Origin of the sequence: Curtobacterium sp. MCLR17_036 (genome assembly GCF_003234445.2) — a bacterium.
Taxonomy (GTDB): domain Bacteria; phylum Actinomycetota; class Actinomycetes; order Actinomycetales; family Microbacteriaceae; genus Curtobacterium.
This window is the reverse complement of record NZ_CP126269.1, coordinates 3,583,397-3,602,961: the sequence shown is the minus strand read 5'-3', so window position 1 is coordinate 3,602,961 and position 19,565 is coordinate 3,583,397. Positions and strand designations below refer to the sequence as shown.

Annotated in this window: 12 protein-coding genes; 6 read left to right on the top strand and 6 right to left on the bottom strand. The window is 64.5% G+C overall.

What is annotated here, in order from left to right; all coding sequences use genetic code 11:
• Positions 1 to 159: 159 nt before the first annotated feature.
• Together DEI99_RS17040 and DEI99_RS17035 are read right to left on the bottom strand one after the other, a co-directional pair.
• Positions 160 to 1,848, bottom strand: a complete 1,689-nt coding sequence (locus DEI99_RS17040) for a ThiF family adenylyltransferase (RefSeq protein ID WP_111040479.1) — start codon at positions 1,846 to 1,848, stop codon at positions 160 to 162.
• Positions 1,845 to 2,828: an SMODS domain-containing nucleotidyltransferase gene (locus DEI99_RS17035; RefSeq protein WP_111040491.1), complete on the bottom strand. Its 984-nt coding sequence runs from the start codon at positions 2,826 to 2,828 to the stop codon at positions 1,845 to 1,847. The genes DEI99_RS17040 and DEI99_RS17035 overlap by 4 nt, the downstream gene beginning before the upstream one ends.
• Before the next feature lie 101 nt (positions 2,829 to 2,929).
• Between DEI99_RS17035 and DEI99_RS17030 the strand changes: the two genes are divergently transcribed.
• Positions 2,930 to 4,093, top strand: coding sequence for an SAVED domain-containing protein (locus DEI99_RS17030; RefSeq protein WP_146247044.1), 1,164 nt, complete (start codon positions 2,930 to 2,932; stop codon positions 4,091 to 4,093).
• A gap of 114 nt (positions 4,094 to 4,207) precedes the next feature.
• Here DEI99_RS17030 and DEI99_RS17025 read toward each other — a convergent pair whose 3' ends face one another.
• The 4 genes from DEI99_RS17025 to DEI99_RS17010 all read right to left on the bottom strand — a co-directional run bounded on the left by DEI99_RS17025 (position 4,208) and on the right by DEI99_RS17010 (position 12,297).
• On the bottom strand, positions 4,208 to 4,759 hold the full coding sequence (locus tag DEI99_RS17025) for a DUF6998 domain-containing protein (RefSeq protein ID WP_111040477.1): 552 nt from the start codon (positions 4,757 to 4,759) through the stop codon (positions 4,208 to 4,210).
• Positions 4,756 to 9,543 carry a DEAD/DEAH box helicase gene (locus tag DEI99_RS17020; RefSeq protein WP_111040476.1) on the bottom strand — a complete coding sequence of 1,596 codons (4,788 nt, stop codon included), beginning with the start codon at positions 9,541 to 9,543 and terminating at the stop codon, positions 4,756 to 4,758. The genes DEI99_RS17025 and DEI99_RS17020 overlap by 4 nt, the downstream gene beginning before the upstream one ends.
• Before the next feature lie 440 nt (positions 9,544 to 9,983).
• Positions 9,984 to 11,129 carry an ATP/GTP-binding protein gene (locus tag DEI99_RS17015; RefSeq protein WP_111040475.1) on the bottom strand — a complete coding sequence of 382 codons (1,146 nt, stop codon included), beginning with the start codon at positions 11,127 to 11,129 and terminating at the stop codon, positions 9,984 to 9,986.
• A gap of 232 nt (positions 11,130 to 11,361) precedes the next feature.
• Positions 11,362 to 12,297 (bottom strand): hypothetical protein, encoded by a 936-nt coding sequence (locus DEI99_RS17010; RefSeq protein ID WP_146247043.1) that lies wholly within the window; start codon positions 12,295 to 12,297, stop codon positions 11,362 to 11,364.
• 395 nt (positions 12,298 to 12,692) lie between these two features.
• Between DEI99_RS17010 and DEI99_RS17270 the strand changes: the two genes are divergently transcribed.
• The 5 genes from DEI99_RS17270 (at position 12,693) to DEI99_RS16990 (ending at position 19,452) form a co-directional block, all read left to right on the top strand.
• Positions 12,693 to 12,965 (top strand): helix-turn-helix domain-containing protein, encoded by a 273-nt coding sequence (locus DEI99_RS17270; protein WP_111040473.1) that lies wholly within the window; start codon positions 12,693 to 12,695, stop codon positions 12,963 to 12,965.
• Positions 12,966 to 13,423: 458 nt separating this feature from the next.
• Entirely contained in the window at positions 13,424 to 14,155 is a 732-nt protein-coding gene (locus DEI99_RS17005; protein ID WP_111040472.1) for a hypothetical protein, read from the top strand.
• Positions 14,142 to 16,217 carry a TnsB C-terminal domain-containing protein gene (locus DEI99_RS17000; RefSeq protein ID WP_146247042.1) on the top strand — a complete coding sequence of 692 codons (2,076 nt, stop codon included), beginning with the start codon at positions 14,142 to 14,144 and terminating at the stop codon, positions 16,215 to 16,217. Before DEI99_RS17005 ends, DEI99_RS17000 begins: the two co-directional genes overlap by 14 nt.
• Positions 16,214 to 17,380, top strand: a complete 1,167-nt coding sequence (locus tag DEI99_RS16995; protein ID WP_111040470.1) for an AAA family ATPase — start codon at positions 16,214 to 16,216, stop codon at positions 17,378 to 17,380. Before DEI99_RS17000 ends, DEI99_RS16995 begins: the two co-directional genes overlap by 4 nt.
• Before the next feature lie 68 nt (positions 17,381 to 17,448).
• Positions 17,449 to 19,452, top strand: coding sequence for a TniQ family protein (locus tag DEI99_RS16990; RefSeq protein WP_181434305.1), 2,004 nt, complete (start codon positions 17,449 to 17,451; stop codon positions 19,450 to 19,452).
• Positions 19,453 to 19,565: the final 113 nt, after the last annotated feature.

Genomic DNA, 19,565 nt, shown 5'->3' with positions numbered 1-19,565 from the left:
AATCTGTCGAATTCCACACTGTCGCGTCGCAAGCGCCACCAGCAGAGGAGGCTTTGAGAATTCACGGCTGGGGACAGCCGCGCGATGAACCTCAGCGGATTGCCGATGGGACGACCGAGAGCCCGAACGCCGCGGTCGCCGCACGCGGCCGGCTGGGCATCACGAGCCCTCCATTCCGGCTGTTGGGGCGTCGACCCACAGTGCCGGGGGTGCGTCGGCAGCGCCGGTCGGCAGCGCGAACAAATGTGCCCCCGTCGACGTGCCGCCTCGGTGCCTCCCTAGCGCCGAGACCGCCATCGCTGCGACGGCCGCTTCGTCGGCGGCGGACCCGTGAAACGTCGGAATCGAGCAGCCGCGAACTGGTGTGACTTGATCACTGGGTGCAGCCCTCCTCCAAAACCCGTGGTAGGCCTCCAGCTGCGGCTGCTCGAGTACAGACCGCCCAATCGTGTGATCGATGGACGCCAAGGAACGGGTGTCGCCGATGCCGCGCACCGTGACGATCCCACGGGACCCGGTGGAAGGGTCCGTCGCCAGCTGAGCCACAACGGCACCATCGCATTCGAGGTGCGTCAACGCGGTCTCAAGATCGACGCCGGCCGCGAGATTCGCGGTTGCGTCGACGATGAAATCGGCACTGGTGAACGCTGCGACGGCTGCGGAGTGATCAAGGTCAGTCAGTACATCGACATTGACATCGTCGGCGATGGCTTGCAGTCGCGCGGCGAGGGCGTCATCCTTTGGACGACCGACATCCAGTTCGACGTAGTTCTGACGCACGAGTAGTCCCCGGGTGATCATCGCCGGATCTGCCAGCACGATCCGCGCGACCCCAGCGCGCACGACGAACTCGGCGAACCAAGAACCGAGCGCCCCGCATCCGATGAGGGTCACCGTGCTGCCAAGGAATCCAGCAGCGTGGGTTCCAACGTCGCGCCGGGTCGAGACGCCAGGCCGGTCGTCAGACATAGCCCGCCATGTGATCGCCGCCATCGCCGTCGCAGGAGTGATGGCCCGCAGCGCGGTGATCCCGTCTTCGTCGATCCAGCCGGCCGCGACGTGGCGTTCTCCGCCAGCGGGATGAGGGATGCCGAGGAGCATGTACATGCCATCCGCAGCGGCGGGCCGGTTCGCGGCGTTTTGCAACGTCCGCACCATCATTGCGATGTTGGAGTCCTCCGCCGCCCTGAGCCGGTTGATGAGCGTGCCGATCGTGTCCCCGACGCCATAGGGCAGGGGCGCCGCGACGGGAAGGAACACAGCGGGGACGGCGCCTTCGACGGCATTGCCCCGAACATCAATGCGTCGGGCCGACCGGCGGGTGGCCCAAAACAGCGCCGGTTTGTCTGGCATCTGCGATCGCACGGATAGCATCTCGCCGTTCTCTGCGCCCGCCGGGACGCCGCCGATCGCGTGGTACAGCGAATCGCGTGCCGAGAACCGGCCCTCGGCAGCGTCCGCCAGCCAGTCGTAGAGTCGGTTGAAGAATCCGATAGCACCGCCGGCAGGATCCCACTCGCGGGCCGGATCTAAGTACAGACACAGTTCGCGGCCGTAGAGGACATGTGGTGCCCCGACGAACCGGTCGTGGGCAACCGTCACGGCCGGTGGTCGAGCCGAGTCCTTGCGGACGTGAACTTCGACCTGTTCATGCAAGTCCAGGGCGAGCCCGCCTGGTTCGCGGGCGACGTCGCCGGTATTGATGGTGATCAGCAGCACGAGGTGGCCAAGCGAGTCGACTTGTCGACGTTCATTCAGCCGGATTGGGAAGTGCGGGTCGTTCGCGAGCGTGCGCGTCTCGCCCAGGAATGCCATCTGCCAGTCGGTCGGCTGGCGATGAGCGGTCATCCAGCGCGACCCGCGATGAAGGACGACGCTGCCGACTCCTCCGGCTTCCCAAAACGCTGCCGGCCAGTAGAGACGCCGGCCTCTTTGAACCCCGGGCCGAACAGGCTCTGCCACAGCTCGACGCTCTCGTCCTTGTCTGTCGACTCGTACGCCTGAGTGGTGGTGTCGGCGATCGTGTGCAGCCGCTGACGGAAGTTCGCGTACGTCTCTTGGGTCCAGCGATGGTCGAACGTGAGACCCGTCCCGGACGGGTCTGTCACCGACGGCTTGTTCTCGCGTGCCCACACGTAAGCGTCGAGGTCATTGACGAGGTGGAAGAACGAAGATGGCAGATCGGCGTAGTAGCCAGAGTCGTGGATCTCGTTGGCAGAGGACACGCGATCGCCAAGCATCGTCGTCAGCAAGATGGAGCGGACCCCGTTGAAGCTGTTGCGGTTGTCCCGTACCCACTTGAACAAGCGAATCACCTTACGGAGGTTGCCATGTGTGTCGGCGTCCTTCGCCTGCATCCAGGTGGTAAACCCGGACGGGTTCGTCGGCTCCCAGATGTTGTCGTCGTAATTTGCAATGTGGCGGACACCGCCGCGCTCGATGGACGGGACGACGTCAACGTGGAAGTCGTTTGCGTAGAGGACGCGGACGCAGCGCGTCTTCCGATTCAGCGTCATCCCGGTGTAGTCGTGGTGGTCGTTCAGCGCCTTGCGGGTGGCGTTGAGGTAGTCCTTCGGGGTCCACGACGAATCGTCGGCGAGGTGCAGCGTGAAGTCCGCATCGAAATCGCGCCCACCTGACGGGTTGATGATGGTTTTCTGCGCCCAGGAACCCTGCTGCGACATGTCGTGCACCATCGGACCGAGCGTTTCGTCCCGGTTCAACGCGGCGTAGATACTACCCGCGCGGTTTTCGAGTGACTGAAGACGAGACGCGCTGAGGTTGACGCGATCCGTCAACAGCGTGTCAAAGTGGGCGGCGAGCTTCACGAGGGCTCCGTTCGGGTCGGGCCGGCAGAACATGACCGCTTATCGTGTTCCGTGGGTGTTCATAGCCTAATCCCGACCACCGACACGCCTGGGAGTGCGCAGTGACTGATGACGATGTGGCCGCACCAATGAGACGGGTGCGCCCCACGCCGCTCGCGGAACGGGAAATCTGGGCCAAGTCAGCAGGCCGGTGCAACTTCTGCGCCAAGTACCTCTTCGCCGAGGAATTTGACTACAAGCCCATTGCGGTCGGCCAGATCGCCCACCAGGTCGGTGCTACAGACGGTCCGAAGTCACCCCGAGGCCAGGCGCCCCTTACGGCAGACGAGCGATCGGAGCCCTCGAACCTGATGCTGCTGTGCCAGCCCCATCATCAGATGATCGACGGCGATCCCGACCGTTTCCCCGTGGACTGGCTGCAGCAGACGAAGCACGATTTTGAGACCCGCGTACGAGAGGCCACGAACTTCGCCTCACTCGAGCCCAGCGCCGCCGTCGTGCTGACGGCTCCGATCCGCGGCAACGACGTATCGATCACGCGGGAGCAGATCTCCGAGGCGTTGCAGTTCGAGAGCCTTCGCTTCGCTGGTGAGCACTACCGGGACTCAACTCTGGAGGTCCGACTTCAGCTACCCGAGAGCCGCGAGGAGTCGTGGAACGCGGGACAGATGACCATCCATCACAGGCTTGAACGACTTCAGTCGATGGTCGATGATGTCGGGGCGGAGTCTGTGAGTCTGTTCGCGCTAGGGCCTATCCCATTCCTCGTCGACCTTGGTGCATCGGTTGGCAACAAGTACCCCGTCAACGTGTTCGAGCCGCACAGCGTGGGCAGTCGAACCCGCTGGCGGTGGCCTGTCGAGCCCGGCGAGCCGAACGAGTTCGCCATCGATGTCCCGTCCCCAGACCAATCAGCAACCGAGCTGGTCGTATCCGTGTCGCTAACGGCGGCGGTCCAACTCGATCGGGTGCCAGGTCCGGTCGCCGCGCTGCCGCGGGCAAGTCTTCGCATTGATGGCGAGCCGCGAGTCGGCGCGATCAACTCGCAAGAGACGCTTCGAAACTTCGTCCGAGCTTGGCGGACGCTTCTGCAACGGGTCGAGGACGCGTTCCCTTCTGCAACGAGGGTCCACCTCGTCGCGGCCGTCGGATGCGCCGCCGCGATCGAACTTGGCCGATGGCGTATGCGCGACGCCCACCCCGAGTTCGTCGTCTATCAGCTACTCGAAGACCACACGTACCAAGAGGCGATCACTATTCGTTGAGCTGCCCGTCACTGGCTCAGGGATGCGAGAACCAGAACCGAGCGATCCTGTGTGGCGGACGAACAAGCCTGACGACACACAGCAAAGCGGTTTACACGTCAGACGTGAGCCCGCTCAGGGGGTCCTTGACAAAGCGGCATCGATGCTCTCGTACGCCGATCGCACGGTGGCGGTGACGTCAAGACCGGCGGCGGCGACGTTCCGGACGACGATGGCGGACGAGTTGGTGTGTTCGACTCGTCGACCGATCGCTTGCGTCTTTTCCGATGTGAGCTCTCGCGCCCAGATCAGGTCGTACGAGGTTGCGTCGAAGAGGAGGAAGAGGGCGTCATCGAAGTCGAAGGACCTGAACGCTGAGAAGTTCTGAGACCGGCGGTCAGCGGGATCAACAAGGCGCGCCTTGACCTGGATGCGCCGGCCGTTGGGTGTAGTGAGGTCGTAGCTCTTCTCTGAAATGGGCGCAAGCGTGCCACAGTAGGCGCGGAGCGCGATCGTCTCAGCAAGATCACCCAGTGGCGCGTTGCGTGTGCGGACGACCCCTCGCCGCAGGAGCTCGTCGAGGACAGCGACGTGTGATGCGAGCAGCTGCCGAACGGTCAGCTCCTGCGGGCGGAACGCAAGCGTCACCCCTTCCGCCGGGCCTACGCCCAAGTCGGTCGGGGTCATTCAGCGGATTCCTGGTACCGCAGTGCCGGCAGGCTCTGCACGATGCGCACCGTTTCGACACTGACGGTCACGATGCGTTGGATTAGCTCAACGATGTACGCCGGATTGCCGTGCTCGGCACCCCAGTCGTTGGGGTCGTTGACGATGCCTGAGGCCTTGTCGGTCTTGACTTGGTATCGCTCGAGGATCCAGTCGAGTGCCGACCGAGAGCCAAGCTTGTATTCGTGCGCCATGGCTGGGATGCCACTGATCGTCACGCCGGGCGCTACGTGAATGACCGTACGGTCCCAGTTGCCCGCCTTGCCGCCGTACCGCATCTTCGTCACGCGCAGGTCAGCGGGAATCGGCCCACTGAGCTCTACCGGGTACAAGTCGGCGCTTTCGTACCCAATGTGCAGCTCGGACAGCGCCCGACCTGCCGCCGCAAACGCCCGGAAGTCGGCCGGATCTGTCAGTTCCGGGATGCGCGGCAGCATTTTCTTCAGATCAGCGTCGAACTCGCGTCGGTAGTCCTCGGAGTGCAAGAGTCCGTAAACAGCGAAGAACACGTCATCAGCAGTGACTTCCTGCCCGTACAGCTGTCGGTAGGTGGCGAGGGCGGCGTCGGTGATGTTGTCGCGCCGCTGTGGTCCGTCGAACAGCGCAAACGTTCCGCCCTGTGGCTCGACGTCGTACACGTACCGAGGGAAGAACTGACCGCCCGACCCGGCTCCGGTCACATGCAGATCAGGGATTGCGTCGATCATCAAGACCGAGAAAGGGACTGCCGAACCGGCTCCCACGTAGTAGAAGCCATGGTTGCGCTGGCCCGAGTGGAAGTACGACGCGTGCTGAGCGGGCCGGTGAATGAGGCGAGGGTCGAAGCACAGCTGCTGACGGTTGAAGGGACGATAAATACTTGTTGTGATTTGGTTGCTGCCGACGTTGATTCGCTCTTTACGTTTGAAGCGGGCGAGTAGCGACGAAGACCAGCTGATGCGTTGGGGATCGGTGTCGATGAAGTTTTCGACAGGTTGGGGTTGGCCGGCGCGTTGCCAGCGGTCGAGTTCGGCGTTGTAGGCGTCGATCATGCTGGTGACGTTGCCGCGAAGGGCTGGTTCAGACGAGTTGTATACCCAGGCGTCCCGGTTGGTTTGTAGCCCGGCTGAGAAGCTACGGAAGATCGCCGTCTCGGGCGCTTTGCGATCCCCGATCGCGGTGAAGGCCGCGAAGGCGTCGTTGCGTTGGTTGATCCAGTCGCCGTGTTTGTTCGGGGTAATCTGCCGCCACGGGACGCCGTCGGAGTCTCCATACTGCTCGAGGAGTCCGAGTTTGTCGTCGCGGGTGAGGTAGTCCCCGATGTCGCGGTAGTGGATCGTTCTGGAGGACGGCCGGTCCGGGTTCTTCACCAGCAGGGAGATGACGATCGTGGCGCGGCTGCCAGGGCCGAAGGTCTGGCCGCCCTCTCTGAGTGCCTGCTCGCCGGAGGTGCGGGTGTTGCCGCGGAGGTTGAGGATGTAGAGCTCGGTGAACTCGTCTTGGAGGGCGAGGCGGAGGCCGGCGGCGGTGTTGCCGTCGAGGAAGCCGCCATTGGTGACGTAGGCGACGATGCCGTGGTCTTTGATCCGGTCGGATGCCCACCGGATGGCGCGGATGTAGGAGTCGTAGAGGCTGTTCTTGTTCTGCCCCGTGGACCGGGCCGCGTAGGTGGTGGCGATGCGCTTGTCGAGGTAGGGGTATTTGAGGTTCTGGTTGTTGTCGTTGGCGGAGTCCTGCCCAGATGAGTAGGGCGGGTTACCGACGATGATGCGGATATCGAGGGCGTTCTGCTGCTTCACGCGTTCGTTATTGTCGCCGAACACGCCTTGATCGTCGTAGGTGTCGTCGTCCTCAGCGGTCTGGAACGTGTCGGTGAGGACCACGCCGGGGAACGGCACGTACTCACCGCCCTGGAGGCCGTTGTACGTGGCCTCGATGTTCACGGCGGCGACGTAGTACGCCAGGAGCACGATCTCGTTCGCGTGGAGCTCGTGACGGTACTTGTGCGCGAGATCACTCGGGGTGATCAGGCCGGATTGCAGGAGTCGGACGATGAAGGTGCCGGTACCGGTGAATGGGTCGAGGACGTGGACGCCGTGGTCGGTGAGGCCGGCGCCGAAGTGGTCGCGGGAGAGCCGGTCGGCGCTGCGGAGGATGAAGTCGACGATCTCGTTGGGTGTGTAGACGATGCCGAGCCGTTCGGAGGTGCCGCGGAAGGCGCCGGTGAAGAACTTCTCGTACAGCCGCTTGATGATCGTCTGCCGGCCGGACGCGTCGGTGATCCCGGCGACGGTGCGTTGCACGCCGGCGTAGAAGCCAGCGAGGTCGCTGGTTTCGGTGGTGAGGTTCTGCTCTTCGAGGGCGTCGACCATGCGCTGCATGACCTGCGACACCGGGTTGTGGTCACTGAAGGCGTGGCCGGCGAAGAGGGCATCGAAGACGGGTTGGGTGATGAGGTGCTGGGAGAGCATCTCGATCGCCTGCGGCTCGCTGACGCCCGGGTTGAGGTTGTCCTGCAGTCCCTTCACGAAGCGAGTGAACTCGGTCCGCAGACTCTCGTTGGAGCCGTCGACGAGGCTGGTGATGCGCGCGATCTGCCGGCCGGCGATGTCGGCGACGTCTTTGGCCCAGTTCTCCCAGTAGTCGCGTTCGCCGACCTTGTCGACGATGCGGGCGTAGATGGCGTTCTGCCAGTCCGCCCCCAGAACGCTCATGTCGAGCGGAATCTGCGACGTCTCTGGGGTCGCCGTGCCCGGTGCTGGCTCGGGCAGGTCGTGGTCGTCATAGTGCGTGCCTATGACGGGGCCGGTGTCCGTGCGGCCGTTGAGGTCGATCTGTTCGATCTTCGCTTCGAACCGTTCATCATGCGCACGGAGCGCACGGAGGACGTCCCAGACGACCTTGAACTTGGTGTTGTCGTTGAGTGCCTGCTCGGGTGACTGCCCCGCGGGCACTGCGATCGGGAGGACGATGTAGCCGTAGTCCTTGCCAGGGGCCTTTCGCATGACGCGGCCGACGGACTGGACGACGTCGACGGGGCTGTCGCGGGAGTTGAGGAAGATGACCGCATCCAAGCTGGGCACGTCGACACCTTCGGAGAGGCAGCGGGCGTTGGTGAGGATGCGGCACACGTTCTCACCCGCCGTGTCGGCCTTCAACCAGTCGAGCTTCTGGTTCCGTTCGAGGATGTTCATCCCGCCGTCGACGTGGTCCGCTTCGAGGCGAAACGTCTGCTCGTCGCCGTCGGCGTCCCGGTCGATGCGGGCTCCGGCGAGGCTGTCCGCACGGACGCCGTCGACACCGTCATAGCCGTTGAGGTATCCGCGGACGGTTTTCGAGTCAGCGATGGAACGGGAGAACGCAACCGCCCGGCGCAGCGGCTTGTGCGCGTTCGGGGCGGTCGTGTCGATGCCCTGCACGCCCCGCTTCGCAAGGCCGTTGTAGATCCCGACGATGCGGGCAGCGTCGGGGATGTTCAGTTCCCCGTCGGCGGCGAAGGTTTCCTGGAAAGCGGACCCGATGGAGTCCTCATCGATCGTGAGGACCAGGACCCGGTAGTCGGTGAGGAGGTCCCGTTCGACAGCTTCCCCAAACCCAAGCCGATGGAACACGGGCCCGAACACGGCTTCGTCGTCCATCGAGTACAGCACCGCCGCGTTCTCGTCCGCCTGGCTGCGGGCGGACTCGGCGTAGATCTTCGGCGTCGCGGTCATGTAGAGCCGCGCCTGCGTCTGGATCGAATCGTCCGAATGGACCCGGAGGAACGCGGACTCTTCCGCGCCTTGCCGGATGAACCCGGCGGTGCGGTGCGCTTCGTCACAGATCACCAGATCGAACGGCGCCAGCCCCTCGGCCTGCGCCTTCGCGATGACGTCAATCGACTGGTAGGTGGAGAAGAACACAGTCAGTCCGTCGGGCGCTGAGCTTTTCGCGACCTCCGTCAACAGCTGCGCGGTGTTGGTTGTCGCCGGGTAGGCGAGGTCGGCGACGGTGAAGTCCTCAGAGACACGGCCGACCTTGCTGTCCGAGCAGACCGCGAACGCCCGCATGTCCATCGCGCGTTCCGCGGACCACTCCTTCAACGTTTGCGACAGCAACGCGATCGAGGGCACCAGGAACAGAACCGACCCCCCGGCACCGGCGACGTCTTCCGCGATGCGGAGACTGGTGAACGTCTTCCCGGTCCCGCACGCCATGATCAGCTTTCCGCGGTCATGGTCAGCGAACCCAGACCGGACGGCGTCGAGCGCTTCCTGCTGATGGGGGCGGAGCTGCTTCTTCTTCGGCGGTGCGACCTCGTCGGGCTTGTCGAAGGAGTATGTCGACCAGTCGATGTCGGACTGGTCGAACTCATCGATCGGGATCTGGTTCGACGGCAGACCCTGCCCGACCATCGCGTCCTGCGCGTTCTTGCCCAGCGGGGCCGTCGCGACCACGATCCGCGACGTGAACGGGTGCTTCCCCGACGCGGTGAAGAACGAGTCCAGGTCCCCCTTCTGAATGGTGGAGGTGGGGGCGTAGAACTTGCACTGGATCGCACACCAGCCCCCGCCGTGCCGCTCGCGGGCGACGAGGTCGATACCGGTGTCGGGCTTGCCGTCGCGGCCGGGCCAGTCCTGCCACAGCCACACCTCGTCGAACCGGGCCGTCCACGTGGGGTCCGTCGTCAGGAACACCTTCGTCAGACGCTCGAACAGGCGCCCCTTCGTGCGGGTGTCCGGCGCAATCTGCGCGTACTCGGCAAGCAGGTCATGGATCGATGTCATCGTTCGTGCCCCTCATCACAGCCAACACACTCAGAACCGCTAGATCGGCACGAGCACCCCCGAAATCGTATCCGCCCGACCGGGCCACTTTGCCTACTAGATTGCGTCTGGAGACGGCGGCGACGGCTGATCCCAAACCGCCGCGTACGGTTCCCTGACCTCGTCCCACAGCGTTCGACGTGCAGCGGCTGCGTCCTGCAGATTGGCGTGATCTGGTGCGAGAACGACGAACTCGTGCGGGATGACCCGCCCTGCTCGGTCTGTACGTCCATCGGGATCAGGGAAGCGCACCGCAAGCGTTCCGTTGCGTCTCGTGAAGGTCTCTGGTGTGCCTTCTGTCCCGGCGAACGCGTCTTCGTAGACCGCGAGCGGGTTGGCCAGGCCTGCCGTGTGGAGGAAGCGGAATCCCCACGTCTTCCCGCGGGTGGACCAGAGGAAGTTCACTTCGGGCTCTCGATCAACACCTTGTCATCGACAGCGTGGTCGAGCTCGAGGCGGAAGCCGAGCAGCACCGCGGTGAGGAAGTCGTGCCGAACCTTCGCCGTGTTGTACGCGTCCTCCAGCTTGTCTCGGCTGTGGTCAAGGAGAGGGTCCATGACGAACGGCAACGCCACCGTGATGAGCTTCAACGGGCCCGGCAGCTTCAACTTCGTCGCGACGAACGCAAGGACGGGACCGGACCGGTCCAGTAGCTCCTTCGCCACCTTGCTGCCACGGCGCATGGCCCCTGCCCACCGCACGTACCGAGAGAACGGCAAAATCGCAGCGATCGGCAACATCAGCTTGACCCCGACCTGCTGGTCAACGTCGATCTTCCCCGGCTCGAAGCGCGCTGAGGACAGCAGCACGAAGTCCTCGCCAAGCGCGAATGCGTCCGGCTCCTCGACGAACGCCGCGAGCTCTTCGTGTAGCAGCGTCATCTCCTGCCCGGCCTTCTCCACCAGCAGGTCGCGGAACCCCGTCACGTCCATCTCCGGCAGCAAGTCCGCCTTCGACAGCCCGAAGAGCCAGACCCTGGGGAAGCGCGCTAGCCGCTTCCCATCGGGTAAGAGCTCGCCGCGCACCTTCGAGACGTGGGCGATGTAGTTCGTCAGCAGCGCCTTCAAGTACCGCTCTTCTTCGCCGGCGTTGTCGACCAGCCGCTGCGCGTCGACTAACAGGACTGCCACGTCTGAGCCGACCAGCGCCTTGAACGTCTCACCCCGACGGACAAGTTCCTCCGCGGTCGAGGGATCCTCCTCAAACCACTCCCCTGGGTAGTCGTGCCAGACCAACCGCAACTCCTCCGTCGCTGGCTTTTTGCCCTTCCCCCCTGCCGTGGGGCGACGGGTGATCGAGAACACGTACCGGGTCGCGGTGTAGCGAGTCGACTCAGGAGCGATGCCAGAGTTTCGCATCCCGAGGAAGTTCTGATGCAGCCGATTCCTCTGCGCGGTGTCGTCCGCGGTGATCTTGTACACACTGTCTCGAACGAACGCCGGCTCCTGCGCCGCTCCGTAGAACGACGACAGCAACACTGTCTTCCCACTACCCGACTCACCGAACACGGCAATCTGCTGTTCCCGAGCAACCTTCAACGGTTTCATCCCTCGAACCTAGACGAAGTCCTGCTAAGTGCCGCCGGCGCGATCGAGCCTCAAGGCGCGTAGATCGAGCGGAGGCCACAATTAGTTGGCCGTCCGATCGTCGGCGTCGTGATGCAGACGACAGGCACACCGGCGGTCGAAGCAATCGCCGTCGACGAGGAACGCATCGCGCCGCATCTGTCTCGACGGTCGGGGCGGCGAACTGCAACCGCACGTCGCCGTCCAGCGTGTCTCATCCAGATCGGAACGCTCCCGCTTGACGAGCGAGACGGATCACGTCGTCGGCTCGCTCAGTTCGGAGCGCCGCTGCGGGGGTGAGGCCGTCGAGGTCATCGCTTGGAGCGTTCAGCCATACGGCGTCGCCCCACGGATCGTCCGCTTCTGGATCGAGTTCCACGAGTACCTCGGACAGTCGAGGAAGAGGTTGGCCGACCGCATCGAACTGAAACGCGGGGAACAGGCGGAAGTCATCCGCAGTCACAACGGCAAGCAGCTGGCCTCCTTGAACCCGCGCGTCGACTGCCTCGTTGCTGATCTGAAACCAGCCGCGCAGGCCCGCGGCGTCGTAGAACGGCCCGATCCGGTCAGAGAGCGCGTTTGGGTGGGAGTTCGAGGGGAACTGCGCGGCGCCCGAGTTGCGACGCGGCGCAGTGATGGGGTCCGCTTGGTTTCCGGACTCCGACTGGGCATCCTCGGAAGAGCGAGCTGAGAGTGCGGGCTTCAGGACGTCGCCGCGTTTGACCACGTGGGGCGGATCAATACCCGGTGGCGCCGTTGCAACCTGGTAGTCGGGCTCTGGCGGCCTATCCGGATCCACGAGGTTTGCTCCGGCATCGATGAGTGCGGTGACGAAGGCAACCGCTTCGTCGCCGCTCATTCGTCCCTCGGCGACCCAGCGGGCGAGCTCCCGGGCGTACGGGTCTAAAACGGCAATGCCCTCAGCCCCATGGGCGGCATCCGCCAGCGCCATCGCGCGGGTGGCAGTTGTGTCATCGGTTCTGTTCGGGCGGCTGCCTTCGAGGTGGTCAGAGATCAGCGCCATCGCTTCGGACGGACGGAGCGCCCCGGACACGATCGCGTCACGCAAGGCGACCAGCACCGGATCGGTGACCTGCTGCCCTGCGTGTCGAGGGGCCTTGCCCTCCCACGCCTCAGGGTTCGATGGCACGCCCGTCACGTCCAGAGCCGTGTCTCGAGCAGGTCCGGCGGCGGCTGCACATCCCGGCGTGCGGTGAGCCATTCCACCGGCGACGCCGCCCGGCCGCGGGCAGCCTCCCCCCGGTATCCGTCGATTCTGCTCGTAAACGAGGAAGAATAGAGCCGCCCAGGTACGAGGCCGGAGCAGGGGCAATGACAGAGGGCGGGAGCTAGGATGACTTGCAGGCACGACTCGCAAGGGTCGATGTCGACCCCGCGGCAAACGATCGGCAAATCGTGCGCCGTGCAGACTGAAACCGAGAAGGCTACTTCCGATTCGAGCGGACTCCGCGTCGGATACTTCCATGTGCCCGCCCGTGGCGCAAGTGCGGTTCCGACGCTCCTCACGCAGATCGGAACAGGTCGATGACCACACCCACCCCGCCACGTCGAGCAGGTAAGCCTCGGAAGACCGTCACTGACGAGGCTCGTGCAGAGCAACTCCTCGACGAGCTTCGTCAGGCCGAAGCCCTCTTCCGCGAAACGGCAGAACGACGCGTTCAGCTCGCGATCGAGGCGCATGCCATCGGACTGACGACGACAAGGATCGCTGAGGCGGTCGGAGTGAGCCAACCCTCGGTCTCCAACTGGGTGCGCGCTGCCCGCGCAACAGACGCTCATAGCAACCCCAACGAGTAATAAAAACCACTTGTATAAGCAGACCATAGCCTCTACGGTCTGATCCTGTGCAGAACCCTCCGCCATACGGACAGCCGACGAACAGCGATCCGCGAAGCAAGCCAGAGCTCCGTTTCGCTGGCGGCCCAGCCGGTATCGGACAACCCTCGCCGAGGGGCGAGGCGCCATTGTGGCGCCGACTTCCACCGCGGGTAGTTCCGGTGACCGACTCGCCGAGCTGGGCTGGCGAGCACGGTGAAGAGCTGGTCCGACGCTCCAAGCGCAAAGCGCAGGCGAGCGCGCCCGATCCCTTCGAGCATGCAGATCCCTTACGGGTCCTCACGGATTGGTTTGGGCCCGGCGACGCCGCTTCGAAACCCGTGTTCGATCCGTCATTTGAAGGGTGGCACCCGCGTCGTATCCGAGTGGGGAGCCCTTCGAGAGGGCGACGGCGTCTCGATATCGATCCGGCCCCCGGCATGCAGGACGTCGTGACGGTCTCGTACTCCCTCGACGGGAGACATGTCGAGACCGAACGCTTCAGCGACTTCGATCAAGACGCGCTGTGGTCGGTGCTGCCAATGAGGAACTTCGCGCGCCGGCTCGAGCAAGAGAACAAGCCGGTCAGCACCTGGCTGCACACGAACGGCCACCATGTCGGCTGCGAGTCTCACCACGAGCGGACCATGATGACCGTCGCGGACTTCCACTCCGCCATCCACCACATCGCCGGTCAACCGTTCACTCTGACCTGGCCAAAGAACTCACCTGCAGTCAGCCACACCCCTGATTCGGCGCTCCTCAGCCCCGGCCGCATCCCTCTGGTTCTCGACGTCAAGACCCCCGAGGACGCTATGAGCGAGGACTGGGTTGCCAAGCGTCCTCACGTCGAGGCTGCGGTCCACGCGATGGGCATGGGGTATCTGGTGTGGACGGGGATATCGCGGCGCTACCGACGGAATCTGGAACTGCTCACTGAGGCGAGGGTGCCGGAAGAGTCATACGCTCTCTGGAGTGCCGCTGCGCTAGCGCTATGCGACGAAGCTCTACCGGCGCGGGTGCTTGCAGAGCGTCTTGAGGCTTCGGGATACCGCCTCGAGTGGGCGCTCATGCTGATCCGACGGATGTTGTGGCGGCGCGCGCTTCTGACTGACATGTTCCGCCCGTTCGACTCGATGTCCGTCGTATGGCGTGCTGATGTCGAAGTCTGAGTGGCGGCGATCAGTGGAGGTCGGCGAGACGGTCGTCGTCGAGGGACAACCGCTCGTCATTCAACGGCGCAGCGGCGGTTGGGTGCAGCTCAGGGACGCTGCCGGGATGACGCCGCCGATGATGCGCGAAGCAGAGGTCGCCGCACTCATGTCGCGCGACGACGCGGCCCCGCCGATGGTCAGCGATCGTCTCGATGCGATCCACGACAACTTGTCCGAGGTTGCTAAGCGAAACTTTCAGAGCAAGAGGGATCTGCTGGCGTGGATCGAGACCGGCCGGCGCCCGGGCGATGCTGCCGACACCTCTATCGAACCGAGCTGGGATCCGGCGAAGTTCGACGAGAAGCGGCGGAAGCGCGCGATCGCTCAAGAGATCGCTCGACAGCGCGGCGTCGATGTGAAAAGTGCGCAGCGTTACATCTCACGCACCTTGAGCGACGCGACGCTCGGTGAGGACAATCTGCTGGACGGTCGCGTGTTCGCCAATCGCGGGCACCGCGTACATCCGCGGATGGAGCACTGGGTGGAGGAGTTCCTTACCGAGGGCGAGTTCGGCTCGTACCTCCCATCGGAGAGCAAGTACGTCCTGTTCGCCGCCTGGCTGCAGACGGAGCACGGCGAAACCGCCCCAAGTCAGAGCGTCTACGACCGCATCCAGAGCGACGTGTTCGCACGGAAACCGCACCTTCGGCTGAAACGTCGCAAGACCGCTGAGCTGCAGACGAAGTCCAAGAGCCCCAAACCTGCCCTGCAGCGACGACTGCCGAAGCGCGCCGGCGAGCTGTGGTTCATCGACAGCACGACTTCCAACGTCTATGTCTGGGACCCCTACGCGCCCGACCCGAAGGCTTCTACGTTCCGCCCGACGATGACGAAAACCATGGACGTCGCCTCCCGCCTCATCACCGGACGCGCCATCAGCAATAACGTCGGAGGCCTCGCTGCGAATCTTGCACTCGCGGACGCCTTCCGCAGCATGGTCCACGACCAAGGACCCGTGCTCGTTGACGGCAAACCCCACCCGCGAGCTCTTGCCGGAATCCCTCGTGCGATCACCCGGTTCCCGATCCCCCCGCGAAGGCTGCTCACCGACAACGGGACGGAGTTCCTCAACCGACTCGTTCTCGCGGCGCTGCACCGGCTCGGCATCGACGTGGAACCAGCGCGTGTCACGGACCCTCGAATGAAGGCTGCGCTCGAGCGGCATTTCGGCACAGACAAGACGAAGTTCGAGTCCAAGCAGCCGGGCTACGTGTCCGGGTCAGTTGACACCCGCGGGAGCGCCGCCGAGCGGGAAGCGTGCCTGACCTGGGAAGAGCTCTTCGACCGCGACGGCGAATGGACGGACCTCCACAACACATCCGTACACGGAGGCCTCCTCCCTCTCACCGGACGCCGAATCAGCCCCAACGCGCGGTGGATCGAACTCGCGGAAGAGTACGGATGCGTCCAGATCCCTGCCTGGCGGAACGAGTGGATCCGTTTCCTCGACAGTGACGTGCTCGCCATCAGTCCGTTCGGTGTGACGAGAAAGAAGTTCGTCTACCACGCCCCGATCCTTGAGACCCTCCTCGCTGTTCCCGGAGCGGCGCCAGGCGGGGTCGCCCGCATGTTCTACGATCCGTCGGACCTGCGTCGGATGTACTGCTTCGACCCCGATGGCAACGCTTGGGAAGTTCCTTGGGTTGGACTCGACGACGACACCGAGCCGTTCAGCGACTTCACGGTGGACCGTGCTCGCGCATACATCCAACCGGGCTCGTTCTCACCTCGAGAAGCGCAGAAGCGGCTCATCGAACTCGTGACCACATGGCGCCACCAGAACGCCCTCCTTGCTGTCCGACGAGCAGGCAGTACCCGAAACGAGGAGATGTACGCCGCTCAATTCGATCGGCTGCTTGCCGCTGATCACGGCACCGTCCGGTCGGAGCGCACCACCTCCCCCGGTGATGGCATCGAAGCGTTGCCCGACGCGGGAGCAGACTTGCCGGACTCCGTCCTGGAGTTCCTGACCGATGGCGCTGACGACTTCGACTCGGACCTCTTCGAGGAGTATGCGTGAGCAGCACGCTGCCCGAAGAGATCGTCGAACTGTTCGGCGATGACCCACACCCGGAGAGGAGCTGGCGACTGCTTGCACCGGTCGATCAGCACTTCGTCGAGCAGATCGCACTGCGCGCCGGTACCGACCCCGGCCGCATGACCCGAGTTGACTTCCTCCGCCTCGACGCTGACGCTCGACGCCGACGGGAACGCCGCATGCAGCAGTGGTACCAGTCATGGCCCTACATGCGGACCGGCCAATACCGCCTCGCCGAACGGCGCATCGCGGCCCTCCCCGAACCGAAACCGGGACGAGCACCCGACCTCCTCGCAGCTCCCTTCATCACCGGTGAGTCAGGCGTCGGAAAGACCTTCTTCCTGAAACACGTCGCGATGCGCGCCATAACCGAGTCCGCATGGAACCGCCGGCTTGATCTCGAAGACGGTCTCGTCGAGTCCGACCCCACGTACCGGTCAACCTGGCGACCGGTCATCTGGCACTCGCTGCAGGGCAACCCCACACCGAAGTCCCTCTTCCGAACGCTTTGCTCGAGTCTCGGCGTCCCCACCGGCGACGACCCGCATGCGTCCTTCACCATGGCCGCGCAGCGTCACGGGGTGCGGTGGATCTTCCTCGACGAGATGCAGATGGTCAACTACGACGGCCAATACGGGCGATACCTCCACGACGCGCTCAAAGCGCTCCAGAACCAGGGTTTCCGGCTCGTGATGGGCGGCCACAACATGCGCAGCGTGTTCCGGCGGCAGAAGACCGCGGCGCAGAACGCCGCACGCATGCAATCAGAGGCGCGGTGGGCGTTCATCGACTTCTCACGGTACGAGCACCGGACGCCGCAACAGGTGAAGGAATGGCGAACGCTCCTGGGCCGGCTGGACGACCGACTGCGGCTCGAGGGTCACGAACCCGGGGAACGAGTCCTCAGCGAGCGGTTCGAGGAATATCTCTGGGTGTCCACGCTTGGATACGCCAACTCTCTTGCAACCCTCGTCACCGACGCCTGCATCGGGGCGATGCGAACCCCATCTCAGCGCATCACACGGGCGCTGCTCGATGACGGTGGCGTGGAAGACCGCGTAGCGCAGGGCCGACAAGAGCGAATACGGCTCTGGGAGTCGGGCCGGCTCTCGTGGTCCACCGACTGGCCGGCATGGGCAGTATGACCCGCGCACCCAACCAGCCCTACAAAATCGGCGCAGCCGACGTCCGTCCACTGGGAACTACGATCACCGTGTTCGAGCACGAATGGTTGCCGAGCCTCTTCCGCCGGATCGGGTACTTCTACGGTCAACCGGCCGTCGTCATCGCCCACTGGTGCGGCTTGTACGACCTCCCCCGCACGTTCCGGGACCGGCTGCCAAACGTGCTCCACCCCAAAGCCACCGCAGGCATCACGGGCGGACTCGACTGCGACCCGCAGCTACTCCAAACAACCGTGATGTCGCACCTCGCACCGGACCTCGTCGCGATACGCCCAGACGGGAAGCCCTCCCAATCACATAACTGGACTCGCGGCGGCGGGACAAGGTACTGCCCGGAGTGCCTCGCGGAACGACCCGGCGTCTTCTACACCTACTGGCGCACATGGTGGGCCTTCCTCTGCCTGAAGCACCACACACCCCTCCGCGACGACTGCCCCGCGTGCAGTAGCCCCATCATCGAAGCCAACATCATGGAGGTCGAGAGCCGTAACCCGAACCAGTGCCACGCAGCACTCCCCTTCGGAGGCATCTGCGGGCACACCCTCACCAAAAGCTGGCCTGAAGCGCCGGTTCTCGACTCGAGCCCCGCCTATCGGGCTCAGGTCGCTTTATCGAAGGCCTGGGTCGAAACGGACCGCCGCCGGCGTGTGGTCGACACGAGCACGCTTCGCGGTATCGCCATCGCACTTCTTGGAACGCGGGACATCGACCTGGTCAGCAGCCTGTCGGACGTCCCACGAGACGCGCTCGAGGGACTCATTGAGGACACCGAACGGATCGGCACCACACCGCCTCGCGACGCGCTCGCGATGAGCGCGCTCATTGGGGCGGCACACCGCCTTGCAACTGACCCCGAGCCAGAGGTCAGTGCGACGATTCGGCGCATCACGTTCTCGCGACCCGTCCGCACCACCCAGGAGCTGTCGGGCCCCGGCAGCGCATCGCACCTCCTCGAGTTCTGGCCAGGCATCGGCGCGCCCATGCGAGGGAGAGTGCTCCGGGCGCTCGACGGAGACCTTCCCGACATGCAACGGCTCGTGCACGCCACCGCCGTGTCGCCCGGCTTCGCGGAACTCATCGTCGCTTTTGAGAAACCGGACCCACGGATCGAGCGCACCGGGTGGTCGTGGAACACCCTCGCCCTGGCGACCGAACAACCCCTCACCGACGTCCTCATTCCACCTCTCATGTGGCCGACCTGGGCGAACCCCCTCGGCGTCGACAACATCACCGATCCCTCCGCTTTACAGCGAGGACTCGCGGACGCGCTCCGTGTCGCCGGTGTTGGAATCGAAGGCGGTAGCGAACGAATCGCCGGGATCGGCCGGAAGCTCCGCCCTTCCATGCTCGGCACCCCTGAACAGGCGACTGCAGTGCTTCAGCAACTCGGAGAGCTAGCAGGATGGCTCCGTCTCAACCCGTCGCCCATCAACTACGTCGCGCGCCGATACCTCCGATGGAGCGGCTTACTCCCCGAAGCGGACTGGCACCTACTGAGTAGCAGCGTCGGAGAGCACCCTGGCAGAGGCAGAAGGCTGCTGAACGCTCAGCGCTACGCGTGGTTACGACTCACCGCCGCCGGTACCCGCGACCTTCCGCAGCACCTCGAATTCCAACTAGGTAGCCCAGACGCGGCCAACTACACCCGCTTCCTCACCACGATGAGTGCTGAGCTCCAGGCCGCAATCGACGACTACCTCACCGCCTGGCTCCCAAAACACCGCATGGACGGCACATTCTCCGAGGTCGGGTTCGTTCGCGCCTTCGAGGACGAACCCCTCGTGTGGGCACCGCCGCGATGGAGACCATCCGCTTCACCGCTCGCGCCAGAACTTGACGACATCGACTTCACTCAGCTGCACGATCGGGTGCGTGCGGGCGAGTACGCCCTCACTCACCTGGCGATGGACCTGCAGCGAAGCCCACGCCACGTTCGATGGGCCCTTGCCGAGCGACCTGTGCGGAGCGGACAGCCGCGGACCACGATCGATTGGAACTCGCGCCTCGACTACGCAGAGCCCTTCTACAACTAGGCCTCGCCCGTGGCCCTAATCGCCCGGCAACTTTGAGCTCTACGTCGCCCGTTGCCACCATGGTCCGCATGTGGAGGTTTCCTAAGACGCACGAAACGTGAGAGATCCGCCGG